Source organism: Micromonospora sp. LOL_021 (assembly GCF_048060215.1).
Taxonomy (GTDB): domain Bacteria; phylum Actinomycetota; class Actinomycetes; order Mycobacteriales; family Micromonosporaceae; genus Micromonospora_E.
The window spans coordinates 26,724-46,563 of the sequence record NZ_JBHMIN010000053.1 but is presented as its reverse complement, the minus strand read 5'-3'; the positions used below and the strand labels follow the sequence as shown (position 1 = coordinate 46,563).

Annotated in this window: 9 protein-coding genes; 7 read left to right on the top strand and 2 right to left on the bottom strand. The window is 72.3% G+C overall.

What is annotated here, in order from left to right:
- Positions 1–5,509 (bottom strand): beta-ketoacyl synthase N-terminal-like domain-containing protein (locus ACFHWT_RS26075; protein WP_416597331.1); only part of this gene is annotated, 5,509 nt, incomplete at its 3' end.
- A 370-nt stretch (positions 5,510–5,879) separates the two neighbouring features.
- On the opposite strand from ACFHWT_RS26075, the gene ACFHWT_RS26070 reads away from it, so the two are divergent.
- The 7 genes from ACFHWT_RS26070 (at position 5,880) to ACFHWT_RS26040 (ending at position 16,462) form a co-directional block, all read left to right on the top strand.
- Complete coding sequence (locus ACFHWT_RS26070; RefSeq protein ID WP_416597330.1) at positions 5,880–6,980, top strand: tetratricopeptide repeat protein; 1,101 nt, start codon at positions 5,880–5,882, stop codon at positions 6,978–6,980.
- A 178-nt stretch (positions 6,981–7,158) separates the two neighbouring features.
- Entirely contained in the window at positions 7,159–9,921 is a 2,763-nt protein-coding gene (locus tag ACFHWT_RS26065; protein ID WP_416597329.1) for a fibronectin type III domain-containing protein, read from the top strand.
- A 52-nt stretch (positions 9,922–9,973) separates the two neighbouring features.
- Positions 9,974–10,969 carry an AAA family ATPase gene (locus ACFHWT_RS26060; protein WP_416597328.1) on the top strand — a complete coding sequence of 332 codons (996 nt, stop codon included), beginning with the start codon at positions 9,974–9,976 and terminating at the stop codon, positions 10,967–10,969.
- Between the two features lie 11 nt (positions 10,970–10,980).
- The gene (locus ACFHWT_RS26055) at positions 10,981–12,180 is read left to right on the top strand and encodes a DUF58 domain-containing protein (RefSeq protein ID WP_416597327.1); all 1,200 of its coding nucleotides are present in this window, start codon (positions 10,981–10,983) and stop codon (positions 12,178–12,180) included.
- Complete coding sequence (locus tag ACFHWT_RS26050) at positions 12,177–14,546, top strand: transglutaminaseTgpA domain-containing protein (protein ID WP_416597326.1); 2,370 nt, start codon at positions 12,177–12,179, stop codon at positions 14,544–14,546. Before ACFHWT_RS26055 ends, ACFHWT_RS26050 begins: the two co-directional genes overlap by 4 nt.
- Before the next feature lie 32 nt (positions 14,547–14,578).
- Positions 14,579–15,235 (top strand): DUF3159 domain-containing protein, encoded by a 657-nt coding sequence (locus ACFHWT_RS26045; protein WP_416597325.1) that lies wholly within the window; start codon positions 14,579–14,581, stop codon positions 15,233–15,235.
- 342 nt (positions 15,236–15,577) lie between these two features.
- On the top strand, positions 15,578–16,462 hold the full coding sequence (locus tag ACFHWT_RS26040) for a hypothetical protein (RefSeq protein WP_416597324.1): 885 nt from the start codon (positions 15,578–15,580) through the stop codon (positions 16,460–16,462).
- Positions 16,463–16,703: 241 nt separating this feature from the next.
- On the opposite strand, the gene ACFHWT_RS26035 is transcribed toward ACFHWT_RS26040, so the two are convergent.
- The gene (locus tag ACFHWT_RS26035; RefSeq protein ID WP_416597323.1) at positions 16,704–19,616 is read right to left on the bottom strand and encodes a glycoside hydrolase family 48 protein; all 2,913 of its coding nucleotides are present in this window, start codon (positions 19,614–19,616) and stop codon (positions 16,704–16,706) included.
- Positions 19,617–19,840 lie beyond the last annotated feature (224 nt).

The following is a 19,840-nucleotide window of genomic DNA, read 5'->3' as shown; positions in this document are numbered from 1 at the left end:
ACCCGGTCCGCTCACTCAACACCTCCAGGATCGCCTCCTGGAACTGCGCCACCCCCACCGACGCGGCTGCCGGCCGCACCGCGACCGTCGCGGACACCTTCGCCTTCGGCGCAGGATCCGTTGGGGCCGTCACCGGCGCGGCCACGGTCGACGCGAGGGCGTCGTGGACCGTCGGCTCCGCTGGCACGTGCTCACGCCCGACTGGGGTGGACCGGACAGCGGCTGCCGTCGGAGCAGCCTGTACGGCGGGCGCCGCCGGAGCCGTCGTCTCGGCACGCGACGCCGGGATTGCCGCAACGTCGGTCACCGGAGGTGCGCTGGTCGGCATGACCACCTCGGGGTAGCTGCTCGGTCCGGTGATCGCCGGCTGGGCCACCACGGACTGGTACGCCGCAGGCCCGACCCACTCGTTGCCGGCCGGCGGCCGCTCCCCGAAGTACGCCAACATCACGTCTCGCTGGGAGGCGATCAGTTCCCGACTCGTTCGCAGGAACTCGCTGATCAGTTCGTCGCGCCCGTCCCGATAGCCGGCCGCAGGGACGTGCCGGACACTGCCGGCCGCCGGGGGATGGCCGATCCCGTGGCCGTTGCCGGGCACGTGCGCCACGCCGTTGCCGTTGCCGGGCACCTGTGCTGCGCCGTTGCCGGGACCATGCCCGTTGCCGTTGCCGGACACGTTGCCGAGACCATGACCGTTTCCGGCCTCGGTGGATGCACTCATCGACAGCTCCTTGATTTGTCGGGGAGGCGTCATGCCGCCGGGCAGCGGCCGGCCATGCTGGTCGCGTACCAGCTGACCGTCGACCGTCCAGACCGGACGGGAAGACGGCGGAGCGGGGGCGATCTCGGCGACTCGCCGGCCGCGGTAGAGCCAGTCGGTCTGCACCGGAACCCCGGCGCAGGCCAGTTCGGCGACGGCGGAGAGAAATCCACGCAGACCGTCCGCCTGCCGACCGTCGCAGGCGACCGCCACGTGCGGACGCTCACCCAGAACGGCGTCGACCAGCCGGGTAAGTACCTGGCCGGGCCCGGCTTCGACGAAGACGCGGGCCCCGGCGGCATACATCGCTTCGATCTGGTCGACGAACCGCACCGGGGCGCCGATCTGCGCGGCGAGTTCGTCGCGGATCTGGTCCGCGCCACCCGGGTAGGGCTGGGCGGTGCGGTTGGACCAGACGGGGACGCTAGGGGCGGCCACCGAGTGGCCGTCGAGGGTGGATCTGAAGGCGGTGACACCGTCGGCGACCACCGGGCTGTGGAATGCACAGGCCACCGCGATCGGCCGGGCAGACAGACCCTTTTCCTTGAGTACGGACACTGCGCGTCGCACCGCCGGGGTCGGGCCGGAGATCACCACCTGCCGCGGGCCGTTGTGGTTGGCGAGCACCACCTCACCGGCCAGCCCTGCCCCAGACAGCACCTCACCGATCTGCTCTGCGGTGGCCGCCACTGCGGCCATCGTGCCGGGATCGTCGCCGGCGGCCGCCAGGATCGCGTCGGCGCGCTGGCGGCTCAGCTCGAGCAGTGTCCGGTCCTCGAAGGCGCCGGCGACACACAGTGCCACCAACTCGCCGTAGCTGTGCCCGCCGGCCAGGTCCGGCCGGACGTTCAGCCGACCGAGCAGGTGGTGCACGGCGAGCCCACCGATACCGAGCACCGGCTGGGCGATCCGGGTGTCCCGGATTCGATCCTGTTGACTCCGGTCGTACTCGGGGTCAAACGCGGCCGGTGGGAAGAGCGGTTCGACGTAGTCGCGGCCGATGTCCAGGAACCGCCGCAGCTCGGGGAAGCTGACGAACAGCTCGGCCAGCGCACCCGGGCGCTGGCTACCCTGGCCCGGGAAGAGGAAGGCGACCTTGCCGTCCGTGCCCGGCGGCTCAGCCGGCTGGAACAGCCCGCGCGCCGGATCGTGCTCACCGGCGATCGCCCGGCGCAGCAGTCCAGCCAGGTCGTCGAGGTCACTGGCGACGATGGCGACCTGCACCGGGCCGGATCGGTTCTCAGCCTGGCGGGACTGGGCTGCGGCGAGGTCGCGCAACCGCCAGCGCCGCCCCAGCGCGTCGCGGGTGCCGATGGTGTCCAGCAACGCCCGCATCGTCTGGTGCGTGCCGGCCCGGTCACCGGCCCGGAAGCAGAACAGCTCGGCCGGCCATTCGTCGCGGGCGTGTCGCGGTTCGGGTGCGTCGGCGTAGGCGCTGAGCACCGCGTGGAAGTTGGTGCCGCCGAACCCGAAGGCGCTGACCCCGGCGACGCGTTCGCTGGCCGGTGCCGCCCACGGCCGCGCCGAGGTCTCGAAGGCGAACGGGCTCCGGTCGGGATGCCAGGCCGGGTTGGGCCGGGTCACATGCAGGGTGGGCGGCCGGACCCCGGTGTACAGCGCGAGCGTGGCCTTGATCAGACCGGCCAGACCGGCCACGCACTTGGTGTGCCCGATCTGCGACTTGACCGACCCGAGGGTGCAGCTGCCGGGCGTGGCGCCCGCCTCGCCGAACACCGTGGTCAGCGTCTCCAGCTCGGTACGGTCGCCGACCACCGTGCCGGTGCCGTGTGCTTCGATCAGGCCGACCTGCGCCGGCGACACCCCGGCCTGCCGGTACGCGCGATCCAGGGCCCGCCGCTGACCGGCCGCTCGGGGTGCGGTCAGGCCCAGGGCCCGTCCGTCACTGGAGCCGCCGAGTCCTTTGATCACCGCGTAGACGCGGTCGCCGTCGCGCTGCGCGTCGGACAGTCGCTTGAGCACGACGGCGGCGACGCCCTCGCCGAGCGCGATCCCGTCACCGGCGCTGTCGAACGAACGGCACCGCCCGGTCGGGGACAGTGCGTGCGCCGAGGTGAACATGAGGTAGTCGTTGATGCCGTTGTGCAGGTCGGCGCCACCGCAGATCATCAGGTCGCTGCCGCCGCTGGCGAGTTCCTTGCAGGCCGCGTCCATGGCGGCCAGCGACGAGGCGCAGGCCGCGTCGACGGTGTAGTTGGGGCCGCCCAGGTCGAGCCGGTTGGCGACCCGACCGGCGATGACGTTGGCCAGGATGCCGGGGAACGAGTCCTCGGTGACGGTCGGCAGCTGCTCGTCCAGCTCTGCGGGAACCTCCGGCAGGTAGGCCGGCAGCATGGTCCGCAGCGTCTGCGCGTGCCCCATGTCGCTGCCGGCCTCGGCCCCGAAGATCACCCCGGTACGGGAGTGGTCCACTCCGTCGCGTCCGGGGATGTAGCCGGCGTCGACGAGGGCCCGCTGGGAGACCTCCAGGGCCAGCAGCTGGGTGGGGTCGATGCTGGCCAGGGCGGACGGTGGAATCCCGTACCCGATGGCATCGAACGGCACCTCAGCGAGGAAGCCACCCCACTTCGAGACGCTGAACCGGCCGGTCTGCCCGGGACCGACCTCCGGCGCGTAGTAGATGTCCGGGTTCCACCGGTGCGGTGGCACCTCGGTGACGGCGTCGGCGCCGTCCAGCACGGTACGCCAGAACGCGGCGAGGTCCGGCGAGTTCGGCAGCATGCACGCCATGCCGACGATGGCGATGTCCAGCGGCTCCGCCGACTCCTCCGGCTCGGCCGGGGTCCACTCGGCCCGCAGCCACTCGGACCGGGCGGCGTGGAAGGCGACCGCCTGGTCGGTGACCGTACCGTGCAGCGCCGCGACGGTGGTCTCCTGCTCCCGCAGCACCGCGACCTGGCCGGCCATGAACATGCCCTCGCTGAGCTGGGCCGCCTCGTCGACGTCCACCAGCGCGTCGCCGTCGCGCCGCTTGCCCTTGCTGGCGATCCGCAGCCGGCCCACGTTGAGCAGTTCGAGGTGCTCCCACACCTGGCGGTTCTCCAGGCCGGCGGACTCGAGTTCGGCCCGCAGCGCGTGGAAGTCGTCCACGAAGTCGCTCTGCAGGCACCGGGTCACGTGCCCCGGTGCGGTCTCCAGCAACGCGGTCCGGGTCGCTTCCCGGGCCATCCTGGCGAAGGTGGGTTGGATCGCGCCGTGCGCGACGGCTTCCGCGGTGAACAGGTAGGCGGTGCCCATCAGCACCCCTACCCGTACGCCCCGCCGGGTCAGCGGGGCGACCATCGCGGCGATCATGGCCGCGGACCGGTCGTCGTGGATACCGCCGGCGAAGAAGACCTGGATCTCGGCCGCCTCTTCCGGGGTCGCGCCGGCGAGGTGCTCGGCCAGTACGGCCAGCTGCGCCTCCCACAGCGGGAAACTGGCCCGGGGGCCGATGTGGCCGCCGCACTCGGCGCCTTCGAAGATGAACCGGCGGGCACCGGAGCGCAGGAACTGGCGCAGCAGCCCCGGTGACGGTACGTGCAGGAAGGTCCGGATCCCCTCCCGTTCCAGTTCCCTGGCCTGCGGTGGGCGGCCGCCGGCGATGATGGCGAAGTCCGGACGGATCCGCCGGATCACGTCGAGCTGGGCGGCGCGGATCTCCTCGGGCGCGAAGCCGAGCACACCGACTCCCCAGGGCCGTCCGTCGATGCGGGCGGCGGTGTCGGTAAGCATCTCCTCGGTGCGTTCGGCGGTGGCCAGCGCCAGCGCGATGAACGGCAGCGCCCCGTCGGCGGCGACGGCTGCGGCGAAGCCGGCTTCGTCGCTGACCCGGGTCATCGGGCCCTGCGCGACCGGCACCCGCAGGCCGAGGTCCCGGGCCAAGGGGCCGCCGGGGCGCAGTACCTCGGCGGCAGCGCCGTCGGTCGCCGCGTCGACGATCGCCTCGCGGATACCACGGACCGCGGCCGCGGCGTCGGACCAGCGGCCGGCGAACTCGGCGGCCAGCCAGCCGTCCTGGCCGACCGGCAGCAGGTCGGCGCGGGCGGGGACACCGGCCGCGCCCGGCCGGCGCGGAGCCCGTGGGATTCCCCGGTAACTGTCGACCAGGACGCTCTCCGAGCCGTCCATCCGCCGAATCGCGGTCAGTACGTCGGCCGGCAGGTCCGACTCGGGCATCAGGGCGAGCTGGTTGTCCAGCACCACACCGGCGGCACCGCCCAGCACGCAGGCGGCCGCCGTGTACGGCCCGATCCCGCCCAGCGCCCAGACCGGCACGCCCAGGTCGGCGCCGGTGAGCTGCTGGATGAGGACGAAGGTGCTCAGCTCGCCGACCTCGCCGCCGGCCTCCATGCCGCGGGCGATCAGCCCGTGCACACCCGCCGCCGCCGCGGTCCGGGCCGCGGCGAGGCTGGTCACCTCGGCGAGTACGCGGTAGCGGGTCACCAGTTCGGACAGGTCCCACGGCAGCTCGCCGGTGACGACCACCAGCTCCACCCGGCCGGGGGCGAGCCGTTCGAGGTCGTCCACCGAGGCCGGACAGCTCGCCGGTACGCGGACCGCGATCGGCCCGTCCGACCAGGCGGCCAACTGCTCCACGGCGCGCAGGACCTGTGGCCGGGTTCCGGCCAGGTCGAGCACGCCGGTGCCGCCGCCCCGGCGGACCGCGCTGGCGATGCGTGGGCTCGGCTCGACCTCGCCGCAGGGGGTGTAGGCAATCACCAGGTCACGCATGTCGACTGCAGTACTCATCAGACTCCCGCTTCGTGAGCAGTGGTCCCGGATTCGATGCTGACCGCCGGAGGATCCACCGTTGCGGCAGCTCAGAGCGAATATTCTGCATCAATCGATGTCACTCTTCGGAGAAACTTAGCGGCAACCAGTTACGACCGTGTGAACTCTGCCGACCAATAACGCCAACCCGGTACGGGCAGAACCAGGGCAGCTGCCCGGCTTCCGACGGCAACCGGCAACAATGCCAGTTCCGCCGAAACAATCTGGTGACTCAGGTCACATCGGACGGACAGACCCTGGATCCGTACGCTTGGATCCGAACTCCCCGACGTTGCCGTTCGGTACCCCCGGGGCCGGGTGGACCGACGGCACCCGGCAGCATGGCGAGGTGGCCCAGCCTTCCCTCCTCGTCGGTGTCCGCGACAACGCGGCCGCCATGCGTGCCGGCGGCGACCTCGCCGGCGCGTGCGAATACCTGCTGCGGGCGCTGGACTCGGCCCGTGGCGCCTTCGGTGTGGACGAACCGGAGGTCCTGTGGACCGCGCACCTGCTGGCCCGGCTCCGACGCGAGGCCGGCGACCCGGCAGCCGCCCGGCGGTTGTTGGAGGAGTCGCTGGCCGCAGGCGAGCTGCGGTTGGGTGACCGCGAGCCGGTCATGCTCGCCATCGCGTACGAGCTCGCGACGCTCGCCGAAGAACTGGGCAACCGACATGAGGCCCGCCGCAACTTCGCCCGAGTCGCCGCCGCCGGCCCAGCGCAGCTCGGCGATGACCACTGGCAGGTCCGGGCGGCCCGGGAGTACCTGGCCGGCTCACCGGTCGCCCCGGTCGATCCGGCTCCCACCGCCGTACAGCGCGAGCCGGACCTGCCGACCCGGCCGGCACCACCCACCCAGCCGACACCACCGACTCAGCCGACACCATCCGCCCAGCCGACACCACCGGCACTGGCAGCCCCGGTTTCCGGCAGCGAGGTAACGACCGCCGCCGATCGGCCGTCACCGCCACCCGCCGCCGTGACCGGACCGGCCGCCAGCGTTGCGGCACCGTCGCGGTCCCTACCGATCGTCGTCGCGGTCGGCGCCGCGGCCGCCGCGGTCATCGCCGCCGTGGTCGTGGTCATCGTGGGCGTCACCGTCCTGCTCGACGGACGGGCCACCACACCGACCGGACCGGGGCGTCCGGGGTCCGACTCCACTACGGCCGGCGACCCACCGACCGGCCTGCGGCTGACCGACGACACCACGGCCGTGACGCTGGCCTGGTCCGACCCGACCGCGGGAACGGTGCCGTTCATCATCGCAAGTGGCCGCAGCGGACAACAACTCGGCGCACTCGCCACGGTCAATCCCGGCCAGACCGTATTCACGGTGAACGGGTTGAATCCCGAACTCGACTACTGTTTCGCGGTGCTCGCCGTCTACTCCGCCGACGAGTACGTCCCCTCGGACCAGGTCTGCACCGACCGTCGGACAGTCAACCCGGACTAGTCGACGAACTCCGTGTTGATCAGCGAAAACATGAATTCTCGAGCAGTTCTTCGGTAATCCCGTCCGATGTTGTCCACAGGGGCGGCCAGAGCAGTTTCCCGTCAGCGAGACGGCCCCATAGGATGGCCTCCGGCCGCGCGTCGGGGGCGACCCCGGCCGGCGACGACCGACGATACGGATGACGGACACCATACGACCGACGGGCGGAAGGCGACCTACTGTGGTCACCACGGGCGACGGCAACACAGCCGACGGCGGCACCCGGCAGAGCACCGGCCCCGACGGCCGGCGACGACGCGGCCGCGGCACGCTGGTGACCGTCGGCACGGTCACCGCGCTCGTCGTCGGCATGGGGCTGACCGTGCTCGGGCTCGGCGCGGCCGACCACGCGGCGGCCGGCTACGACGCGAGTTCGTGGCTGTGGAGCTCCGCCCGGAGCGAGCTGGCCAGGGTCAACGGACTCACCGGGCGGGTCGACACCCGGGTCGAGGTCGCCGACGCCCAGGGCCGCCAGACTCAGGTGGTGCAGACGGACCAGTTCCTGATCCTGCGCGAGCTGGCCACCGGCAAGGTCAGCTCGCTCGATCTCGCCACGTTGCAGGTCGGCGCGACCGTCCGGAGCACGACCGGGCTCGGGGTGAGCGTGGCGATGCAAGGCGACGCGGCCTTCGTCATCGACGCCGTTCAGGGCGTGGTTCGCCAGATCGACCCCAGGTCGCTGCAGCCCGTCGGCGACCCGGTGCGCTACCCGCCGGGGATCGCCGGTGGACACTTCGACGGCGCCGGTCGGCTGTGGATCGCAGTGCCGAGTGAGGGCACCGTCTCGGCGATCACCGCCGCGCCGCTGCCGAGCGACCCGGCGCAAGGCACGGCGGAGGCCGTCTTCGACTCGTCGATCCCCCAGCCGGACGCCACCGAGCCGGATGCGGACGCCACCGATGACACCACCGGGCCGACCCGGGTCCGGACCGTGGCGGTCGCCCCGCCCAGTAACGAGTTGACCATCTCCGCGCTCGACGACGGCGTCGCGGTGCTCAACCGGACAGCCGGCGCGCTGACCCTGCTGCGCGGCGGGGACCGCCGCGAGGTGCCGCTCGACCTGGACGGTCCGGGCGTCCTGCCGACCCGCACGACCGGCAACCTGGTCGCGGTCACCGTTCCCGAACGGCGACGCATCGTCCTGGTCGACGACGACGGGGTCCGGCAACTTTCGGTGCCGGGCAGCGGATCCGCGCTACGTCCCGCCGTCAGCTGGGCGGGCCGGGTCTACTGCGCCGACGAACGCAGCCGCAAGATCTTCGCGTTCGACGGGGCAGGGGCACTGCTCCCGTCGATCGACGTCACCGAAACCACCGGCCCACTCGATTTGGAGGTCCGGGAGAACCATCTGTTCATCAACGCGCCCGACGCGGCCACCGCCCGGGTCGTCACCGACGCCCACGAGGTACGGCAGGTGGACAAGTACGCCAACGACATCCTCGGCGGTGACCCACCGCCGGAGCCGCCACCGCCGCCACCGCCGCCGGAGCCGACGGAGCCGACGGTCGGCCGGCCGAGCGCGCCACGCGCGGTCAGTGCGGCGGCCGGCGACACCACCGTGCGGGTGAGCTGGCAGGCGGCGGCGGACAACGGCGCGAGCATTCAGCGGTACGTGGTCACCGGCGACGGCCGCAGCTTCGAGGTGGGAGCCAACCAACGGTCGTTCGAGGTCACCGAGCTCGTCAACGGCGAGACGTACCGGTTCTCGGTCCACGCGGTCAACGCCGAAGGTGCGGGGCCGAAGCGGGAGTCCAACCCGGTCGTTCCCACCGCCGAGGTGCCCGACGCCCCGGCGAACGTCACCGCGCAGGCCCGCGCGGACGGCTCGGTCGCGGTGAGCTGGCCGGCCGCCGACGGCCAGGGCAACGTCATCGCCGGCTACACGGTCACCGCGGTCTCGGCCGAGGCCACCGCCCCGGTCGGCGATGTCTCCGGCACTGAGCTGGTCCTCGCGCCCGGCTCGCTCGACTACGGCACGCAGTACGCGTTCACCGTCGTCGCGGTCAGCGACCAGGGAGCCAACTCGACAGCGTCGCCGTTGAGCAACTCGGTGGTGCCCTTCACGGCCCCGGGCAAGCCGGCGGCGGTCGAGGCGACCACCGCGGCCGACCAGCGGGGAGCGCTGCGGGTGGTCTGGTCGCCAGCGCCGGACAACGGGCGGCCGGTCACCGGATACGTGGTGACCGTCGGCGACCAGCGCACCGAGGTGTCCGACGGCACCGCCGTCACCCTGACCGGGCTGGGCGACGGAGCCGACGTGACGGTCGCGGTGCGTGCGGTCAACGAGGCCGGCGACGGCCCGGCGGTGAGCACCACGGCCCGTACCGTCGCCGAGCCGAAGGTCACCGTCACCGGCGCCACCGCCGGCACCAACGCGGTCACCCTGAGCTTCTCGGTGGACGCCGGCGGCGGAGACGTCACCTGCAGCGCGGCGGCCGACGGCGCGGCGGCCGTCACCGGCGGCTGCGACAGCATCCGGGTCGGCGGGCTCTACCCTGGACGGTCCTACCGGTTCACCGTCCAGGCCAGCAACGCGGCCGGCACCGGCACCGCCACCCACAGCCGGGCGACCGCGGACCTGTACGGCATCGCCACCTGCGTCAACGGCCCGGACGGCGAGCAACGCACCTACTGCGACGACGACGTTCCCGGTCGGAACGGCAACGAGATCTTCTCCGTGCCGGAGCAGGACAACAGCCGCCAGGTCGGCTGGGTGCCCGACGGCACCCGACTCACCGCGCTGTGCCGCCGCCAGGGCGGGCACGTCGATGCCTGGATCTACAACGGCGGCAAGGCCAGCACCTGGTGGATCCGGGTGGAGTACAGCGGGAAGAACTACATCCCGTGGGCCTGGTTGAACCTGGCCGGCGGCGACGACCTGAATCAGCTGCCCACCTGCTGACGCCGCTCACCCGGACAGCCACCGATCCACCCCGGCGAGGAGACCAGCCGCAGTGACCACGACCACCCCGCTGACGCCCCACGAGGTGACCGGCTTCGCCTCGACCGCCGCCCGACTGGCCGGGGAGATCTCCACCGTGGTGCTGGGCAAGCCGCAGGTGGTGCGACTGGCTCTGACGGCCCTGTTCGCCCAGGGCCATGTCCTGCTGGAGGACGTGCCGGGGGTGGGCAAGACCACGCTGGCACGGGCCGTCGCCGCGACGGTGCACGGCCACTGGCGTCGAATCCAGTTCACCCCCGACCTGTTGCCCGCCGACGTGTCCGGGGTGACCATCTTCAACCAGTCCACCCAGGGGTTCGAGTTCCATCCCGGCCCGGTGTTCGCCAACATCGTCATCGCCGACGAGATCAACCGCGCCTCGCCCAAGACCCAGTCGGCGCTGCTGGAGGTGATGGAGGAACGCACGGTCACCGTGGACGGTGTCCGGCATCCGGTGCCCCGGCCGTTCCTGGTGGTGGCCACCCAGAACCCGGTCGAGATGGACGGCACCTACCGGCTTCCGGAGGCCCAACTGGACCGGTTCCTGGTCCGGTTGTCGGTCGGCTACCCCGATGAGCAGACCGAGATCGAGGTGCTGCGCGGGGCGACCCTGCGGTCCCCCGAGGCGCTCGACCCGGCAACCGACACAGCCACCGTCGGCCGGCTCATCCAACTGGCGCAACGAGTGCACATCGCCGACCCGTTGTACACGTACGCGGTGCGGCTGGCGGCCGCGACCAGGTCGCACCCGCAGATCCGGGTCGGGGTCAGTCCACGCGGGGTGATCGCGCTGACCCGGGCGGCCTGCGCGTACGCGCTGATCGGCGGCCGGGGGTTCGTGCTGCCCGAGGACCTGAAGGCTTTGCTGGAGCCGGTCTTCGCGCACCGGCTGCTACTCAACGCGGACGCTCAACTGCGCGGCGTAACGGCGGCCGAGGTGCTCGCCGACGTGGTCCGGTCGGTCCCGGTGCCGCTGCCGGCCGGCCAGCCGGCAGCGGCCGGCGTCTGAGCCGTCGACCCATGAATGTCACCGCCCGCTGTCTCGGCCTTGGCATCACCGCCGCGCTACTCACCGCCGTCGGGTCCGTGCTCGGCTATCCGGAGCTCGCGCTGCTCGGCACCGCCGGTCTGACGGTGGTCGGCTACGCGGCCGGCTACGCGCTGTGGCAGCCCCGGCTGTCGGTACACCGCGTCGTCGAACCCGACCGGGTGAATCGCGGCGACGTGTGCACCGTGACTCTGCAGGTCGGCAACCTGCGGCGCTGGGGCGCGGCAAGCGTCATCGCCGAGGAACGGTGCGGCCGGCGGCGGCTTCCGGTGCCGCTGGCCCGGTTGCGTTCTGGTGCCACGACCACGGTTCGCTATCCGGTACCCACTGATCGCCGGGGTGTGCTTCCGGTCGGCCCGTTACGAGTGGTCCGCCGCGACCCGTTCGGCCTGGTCGCCGTCGCACGCGCGGACGGCGAACCGGTCCGGGTATGGGTCCGGCCGCAGGTGCATCCGCTGCGCACGGTGCCAGCCGGGATAGCCCGGAGCCTGGACGGCCAGATCGACCGGGTGCCGCACGGCAGCATCACCTTCGACTCGTTGCGGGAGTACGTCGTCGGCGACGAACTGCGTCGGGTGCACTGGCGTACCAGCGCCCGGATCGGCCAGCTGATGGTGCGGGAACACGTCGACACCAGTCTGCCCCGGATGGTGGTGCTGCTGGACAACCGGACGGTCGCCTACCACGACCACGCCGACGGGGCGTCGGCGACGTTCGAGTCGGCCTGTGAGGCGGCGGCGTCGGTGGTCGACGCGGCGACCCGGGCCGACCTCCCGGTGCTGCTGTGGATGGTCGTCGACCAGCCATCGCCAGACGGCACACCGAGTCGGCACCCACTGGACCGGCTGGCCGAGGTCTCGCTGGCCGGTATCAACCGGCTGACCGGCGGGGACCCGGTCCGACAGGTCTGCGACCAGCTGCGCCAGCAACGGCCCGGCGACACGCTGGTCTATCTGGCCGGCACCGGTGATCCGGACGCCGTCGCCCGCATCGGTGCGCTGCGCACAGTCTTCGCGACCGTCCTGGTCGGCCGGATCACCGGCGCCGTCGACTCGTCGGCAGGCGGGGCACCGGCGATGGGTGCCCCGACCGGGCTGGCCGGCGTGCTGTTCGTCGAGGCGGCCGACGGTGTCGGCTTCGCCGCTGGCTGGGATGCGGCAGGTGACCAGTGACCAGTGACCGGACGACCGAGCTGGCACGTCTCGGTGCGGTGGCGACGGCGCTGATCGCCATGACCGGGTCAGCTGCGGTCCTGCTCGGCAGGATCTACGACGGGTCGGCGGCCGGCTGGCTGACCGCCGGTGCCGGCGCGGCGGCGGTGCTGGTCGGCACGTGCGCCCGGCGGCTGCCGAACTGGCAGGTGGCTCCGCTGTCCGTCCTGCTGATGGGTGGCTACCTGCTGGCGGCCGGATGGTGGGCGGCGGAACGGGCGGAGCTGGCCGGCCCGGTGACCCGGCTGCTCGCCGACGCCGCCGCGAACGGGGTTCCCCGGCTGCTGACCGCGATGATCCCGATGGAGGCGGTGCCGGACACGGTGGTGGTTCCGGTCGTCGCCAGCTGGCTCGCCGGCTTCACCGCGACCGAGCTAGCGGTACGGGCCCGGCGTATGCTGCTCGGCTGCCTACCGCCGTTGCTGCTGTTCGGCGCGGCGACCTTCGTGGTCGGGCCGAACGCCGAGCCGGCCGGGTGGCCGGCGCTGCTGTTCGTCGCGGCGGCGGCGGTCGGGCTGCTGGCCACCGCCGCACCGGCCACCGCTGCCCGGCGGGGCCAGGCGGCGGCAACGGTCGACCAACCGGCCAGTCCGGGCGACGGTGGCGCTGGCGCCCTGGCGGCGGTACGGCTGCGGACGGCGACGGTGTCGTTGGCCGGCGCGGCCACCGTACTGCTGCTGGTTGCGGTGAGCGCGCCGTGGGTGGTGGCCCGGATCGCGACGACCGACGTCGACCCACGCCGCTACGTCGCGCCGCCGCAGGTGGAGATCCTCGACGAGAACCCCCTGATCAGGATCTCCGGTTGGGCGCTCAATCCCGACCAGCCCCTGTTCGACCTGCGGGTCGGCGCGGCACCGGTCTCGACGGTGGACGGGCGGCGAGCTGCTGCTGCCGGCCCGCGTCCGACCGGAGACGGCGCGCTGCGGTTGACCCTGGCCGTGCTGCACGACTACGACGGCGTCACCTGGCGGGTCGGCGGGACCTATCGCAACGCCGGCCGGGTGCTACCACCGGCCGAGGACGCTGCGGCGTCCCCGACCGACGCGTCGTCGACGCACGTCGTACGCCAGGAGATCACCGTGGCCGAGCTGTCCGGACGGCTGCTGCCCACGATCACCGCCCCGGTACGGGTCGACGGCGTCCGGGTGGCGTACGACCGGGCCAGCAGCACCTTGCTGCGCCCCGAGGGTCTCACTCCCGGCGTCACGTACGCCGTCGACTCGGTTCCGCGTCGACCACCGTTGAACGCGCTGCCCACCGCAGACGTACCGGCCGGGGAGTCGGTGGCCCGGACGCTGCGGGTGGCCGACGGGGTGCCGGCGGAGATCCGTCGGCTCGCCCAGCAACTCGCCCGGGACAATGGTGCGCCGTACCAGCGGGCGCTGGCCGTCGAGCAGTTCCTCGCCGACCACTACCAACTTGTCACCGACGCGCCGAGCGGCCACGCGTACCCGAATCTGGGTTTCTTCCTCTTCGGGCCGCGCGAGGCCGGCGGCCAGCGGGGCACCTCCGAGCAGTTCGCCGCCGCCTACGCGCTGCTCGGCCGCCTGATGGGGCTGCCCACCCGGGTGGTCGTCGGGTTCGTGGTGCCGTCCGGTGACGTCACGGTGCACGGCAGGCACGCGGTGGCCTGGCCGGAGGTGCTCTTCTCCGGTGTCGGTTGGGTGCCGTTCGATCCGCTCCCCCGACCGGACAGCACGCCGCGCCCGATCGAGGAGGAGTTCCGGCCGGCGCCGGACGAGCCGACGCCGCCGGTCGAGCCGTCCGCGCTGCCGACGGTCGACCCGCCGCCGTCGACACCGCCTTCGGTGGCCTCCGCACCGCCGGGTGGTCGCCCGTCCGGCTGGCTGCTCGGTGTCGTCGCGGTGACGGTGGCCGGGGCCGGCGCCACCGGATGGGCCGGCCTAGTCCTGCTGCTGCGTCGCCGGCTACGCGACCGCCGGCTCGACGCCGGCCCGCCCGCGGACCGGATCTGCGGGGCCTGGCTCGAGGTGGTCGACGCGCTCCGGCTGGCCGGCCACCCGGCCGGGGCACACCTGTCCGCCAGTGAGGTGGCCGGGCACTGCCGGGCTCTGCCGGACGGCGCGGCGCTGCCCCGGCTCGACCCGCTGGCCGAGTTGGTCAACCTCGCTAGCTTCGCCCCGGGGCAGGCCGACGACGGGCAGGCCCGGTGCGCTGGTGGTTACGCCACCGTCTGGGTGGCGGCGCTACGTGCCCGGCGGCCGTGGTGGCAGCGGCTGATCTGGTCGCTGCACCCCGGCCCGCTGCGCTGGGCCGGTCGCCGCCGGGGTACGGCCGCCACCGCCGACACCACGGGAAGCGGTTAGCCTTACCTAAGGACGGCGGCGGGAGGTGGACGGTGACCGGGACATCGGGCGACACCCAGACGGAGTCACTCGCGCAGCTGCTCGGCGGGCGACGAGGGGCCATCGACGCCACGCTGCCGGCGGTGGCGTTCGGCGTCGGATGGGTGGCCGGCGGGGAGTCGATCTGGGTCGGCGTGTGCTGCGCGGTCGCGGTCGGCGTGGTGATCGCCGGGGTACGCCTGTGGCGTCGCGATCGGCCCCGGTCGGTGCTGATCGGTCTGCTCGCCGTCTGCGTCGCCGCGGTGATCGCGCTGCGCACCGGGCGGGCCGCCGACTTCTTCCTGCTGCAGCTGCTGTCCAACGCGGCGAGCGCACTGGCCTGGGTGCTCAGCATCGTCGTCCGGTGGCCGCTGCTCGGCGTGGTGGTGGGAGTGGTGCTGGGTCAACGCACCAGGTGGCACCGGGACCCGGCGCTGCTGCGGGCGTACGGCCGGGCCAGCTGGGTCTGGGTGGGGCAGTACGTGACCCGGCTGGCCGTGTTCGTCCCGCTCTACCTCGCCGACCAGGTGATGGCGCTGGCCGCCCTGCGCTTCGCGCTGACCTGGCCGCTGGTCGCCGCCTGCCTGGCGGTGAGCTGGTGGGTGCTCCGCCGGTCGCTTCCGGCCGAACACCCGGGGATACGCCATCCGGTGCCGGCCGACCTGCGGTGACGAATCGGCCTCCCGTACGACCCGGGCCGATGCGGATGTGACTAGAGTGACACGCTGTCCCGACCGCATCCGCACAAGGAGGCAGGCGTTCCCGTGGCCGAGAAACCTGCTGACTCCGCTCGCGACACCAGACGCAGCGACTCCGCTGCTGACGGTGCCCTCACGCAGCCGACCGTCGAACTGAACGCTCTGCCTGGTGGACGACCGCCGGGCCCGAGGGTTCCGGACGCACCGACGGTCGAACAGCCAACGGTCGAACAGCCAACGGTCGAACAGCCAATCGTCCAGCCGTCGAGCGCCACGGCCTGCCGGAGCCGTCGGGCCGCGAACCGCCCGGCCGACGTGTTCGACGAACCGACGGTCGAGCAGCCAGTGGTCCGCCCTGCGGCCGTCCGGCCCGCTGCCGATGCCGCCGACGCGGACGCGGACCTGCCCGCCGGACCGGCACGCCCACCAGCGGGACCGACCGGCACCGCAGCGGGACCGACCGGCACCGCAGCGGGACCGGCACAACCTCCAGCGGGACCGCGCGGAACCGCAGCGGAGCCGGTAGCGACCGCGCCGGGGCCGGCCCGGACCGCGCCACCGGACGAGCCGGACCGGTTCATCGCGCTGGCCCGCCGGTACGGCTGGGTCGTGGCCGCCGGTTCGGTCGCCGCGGTAGCACTGCTGTGCTCGGCGCCGTTCGTCTCCGGCAACGGACTGTTGTGGAATCCGGCGAGTTCGACCGGCTCGCCGGCCGCCCCCACCGCGACAGCCGACAGCGCGCCGACCGCTACGGTCACGCCCGAGGTCACCGATACCTCGCCGGCCGCCAGCGACAGCGAGGAATCACCCGAGATACGTCAGGCCGACCCGCCGGCCGCGCCCCCCGAGCAGCCCGCGTCCGACCCCGCTCCTCCCCCGCCGTCCCCGTCGGAGGACCCACCGGCGTCCAGCGCCGCCCCACCGGGCGGCGGCGAGCCGGTACTGCTCGGCCCGGACAACAGCGACGATCTCCGTGGCATGCTGGACAGCTACTGCAAGCAGGAGCACGGCGGCGAGTGGATGGCATGGCCTCGCGAGTGGCCGGGCAACGGCACCGACTGGGAATGTGTCCGGCCGTGGACCCATCACGACCGGGATCTCGATGTCCGGCGCGCCTGCGCCAGTCGGTACGGCGAGCCGGTCATTGCCGAGGCCGGCAGCCGTCGGGACGCGTACAGCTGGCGGTGCTACCGGGGCTGACGCAGCCGACGAGCACAAAGGTGTGGTGGGCCGACCGGGATCGCTGCGTTGGCCGATCCCGGCCGACCCACCACGGGCGGGCCTGACCGTGGGTATCAGGCCGTCTGCGGTGGTTCGGCACCGTCAGGCGGTGCCGGACCGTTTGGTGGGACGGTGGTACGTCGGTGTCGGTTCAGGTGATGGATCGCGTGGTAGGAGGTGTCCGGGTGGGCGGGGCCGGCCGCCCACCCGGACACCGGTCTCAGTTGTCCGGGAACAGGTGACCGAAGTCGGCGTAGGCCATCGCCAGGTCAGCCTGTGCCCAGAACCGGTGGTAGCGGAACTCCGGCTCCGGCCCACCGTTGAGGTACGCCTCGACCTTCGGCCAGTCCGGGTCGTCCAGGTAGAACGACCGGATGTCCAGGAAGCTCGCACCCGGCTCGATCACGTCGCCGTTGGGCATGGTGCCCGACCAGCCGTCCGGGATGTACAGACCCTGCCCGGTCGAAGCGTCGTAGACGTCGTCGAAGCGACGGTAGTCGCCCCGCGTCTCCACCGTGGAGGAGCCCTGCGCGTCGGCGTTGGCGTACAACGCGTCCAGCAGGCCCTTGGCGGTGTCGCGGGCCTCGGTGTCGCCGGAGGCGGCCGCGTACCACATCAGGGTCCGGGCGTAGGCCGAGGCCACGCCGACGTCCTGGCCGGTGCCGACGACCTCGACGTGCAGGTTGTTGTTGGCACCGGGGTTGCTCGGGTTCCAGGTGTCCGGCGCGCCGGTCCACTCCATGGTCGACGGGATCGAGAAGTCCCCGCCGGTGCCGATCTCGGTGTGCGAGATGGCCCACGGCACCCACTTGTCGAGGATCTGCTTGGCCCGGGCGTCACCGGTCACGTAATAGACCTCGGCCACCCGCTGCAGCGACCAGACCTGCATGCCGAACCACTCGTTGCTGCCCGGGTCGTGGTAGACCGGGTGCTCCGTGTAGTACATGCCGTAGAAGGTCGGGGTGCCCGACGGCGGCTGAGCGTAGGAGCCGTTCCAGCTGTTGGTGGCACCACCGGCGATGGCGCCCTCAGCGGACTGCAGCCACTGGTAGAACTCCATCTGCCGGTCGAAGCTCTCGGTCCAGTCCTGCACCGCGGTGGCGCCGAGCGGCCGCAGCTCGGGCACGTTGGTCAGCGCCCAGGCAGCGAACGGGTTCTGGTAGCCGAAGTGGTTGTGGCTGGAGCCGATCCGCCACGACCAGGCCGCCGAGGTGTCAGTAGCGCCACCCCAGGCGTAGTACCAGGACATCAGGTAGTGCGCGGAGTCCTTGCCGGTACCGGCCGGGCAGCTGGACGCGCCGACGCAGTTGCCGATCCGCTTGAAGTACTTGTCGAACATCGCGTAGCGCAGGTAGTCACCCATCCGGGCGGCCTTGGCGATGGTCTGCGCGATCTCGTCCTCGTTGCCCTGCTCCTCGGCCCAGACCAGCGCCCAGTAGGCAGCCTGGATGGCGCGGGCGTCGGCGTCCGGCGCGTTGGTGTACTTCCACTGCGACGCCGGGGCGTTGTCCTCGGCGATGAACAGGTCCAGGTAGCCGTTCGGGCCGCCGTGCGCCTTGGTGTCGCAGGACGGCTGCGGGACCGTCTCCCAGACCGACTCCTGCGGGCCCCGCTGGAAGGTGTTGATGTACGCGGGACGGGTGGTGCCGTCACCGCAGTGGCCGTAGCCGTAGACGTTGTCCACGTCGAGCAGCCAGTGCATGCCGTAGATCTCGCCGGTGCCGTACGCCGACTGCAGCTCGTTGCGCAGCGGGTCGGTGCCGACCGGGACGTTCTGGTCCAGCCGCGACGGGTACTGGCTGGGTTGCAGGTACTCGGCTGCGTACTGCGGGGTGCCGGCGACGCCGGCCGTGGGCTGGTCGGCGGTGCCCGGGATGATGTACTGCTCCATCACGGTCCACGCGTTGTTGAACGGTGCCCAGTTCTCGGTCACCCGGCCGTAGTTGGCCTCCAGCCAGATCCAGAAGCTGAACGCCTCCGAGGTGGTTTCGTGACCGTGGTCCGGAGCCTCGACGATCAGCGTCTCGATGGAGTGGTAGGGCACGCCCTCGGGGCTGAAGTAGCCCGAGTTCTTGATCTTGCCGTACTGCTCCAGGAAGCGTTCGATGTACTCGTTGTCGCCGCCGGGCGAGTCGTTGTCCATCTCGGTGACCACGATGGCCAGTGGTGCCAGACCACTCGCCGTGGCGGTGATCGTGGCCGTACCGCTGACCGTGTCGCTGTCCTCGGCGGCGGCGACGGTGACCGTCGCGCCGGTGTTCCAGTTGCTCGGCGTCAGGGTGACCGACGACGGCGACCGGGTGATGCTGTTGTCTCCGGAGATCGCCAGGCTGACCGGCACGTTGCCCGTCGGCGCTTCACTCAACCGCAGGTTGAAGGTGTTGCTGCCGCCTTCCTCGACGCTCACCGAGGACGGCGTGGCGATCAGTGCCGGGCCGGGGTTGGCCTCGTCGACGCTGAACGACCGCTCGGCGGTGGCGCTGGCGCCGGCGTTGTCGTACGCCCGGGCCTGAACCGTGTAGTCGCCAGCCGGCAGGTCCTCCATGACGTACTGGTATGGGCTGGTCGTGTCGGTGTTGACCAGCAGCCCGTTGCGGTAGAACTCGACCCGGTCGACGGTGCCGTCGGCGTCGCTGGCGGTCGCGGTCAGCGGGACGTCGGCCGGGGCGATGAACGGCCCCGACGGTACCGTCAGACCGACCGTCGGCGGCTGGTTCTCCGCCGCGCCGTTGCAGGTCACACCGTTGATGGAGAACGAGGTAGGCCGGGGGTTGGAGCCGGTGTGCGAGCCGTTGAAGCCGATGTTGGTGGACTGACCGGTGGCCAGGTTGCCGTTCCAGGCGGCGTTGGTCGCGGTCACCACGTTGCCGGACTGGGTCCAGTTGGCCGACCAGCCCTGGGTGACCCGCTGGCCGCCCGGGAACTCGAAGCGCAGGGTCCACCCGGTGAGCGGATCACCGAGGTTCTCGATGGTCACGTTGGCGGTGAAGCCGTTGTTCCAGTCGTTGGTCGAATAGACGACGTCGCAGGCGGTGGCCGCGTTGGCGACGCCGGGGACGGCGGCGACACCTCCGACGACCATCACGCCAGCGGCGAACATTGCCAGCCGCTGTCTCGTCGCGGTCAATCTCATGTGCGGGGTTCTCCTCGCGAACCAGGCCGAGGCAGTGAGGTGCACCTCGGCTTGGCGCCTTGGGCGCGGTGGGCGATGTCGTGGAGCAGCGCGTCGGACGCCAGGCGCCGGATGGGTGTGACCCGTCCCGGACCGGGGTCTGCATACGACGGAGGGCGCCGGACCGGCGGCTCCGGTTCACTGCGTGGCGCCGTACCGACACGGAGTCGGATGCCCTCGGCTGC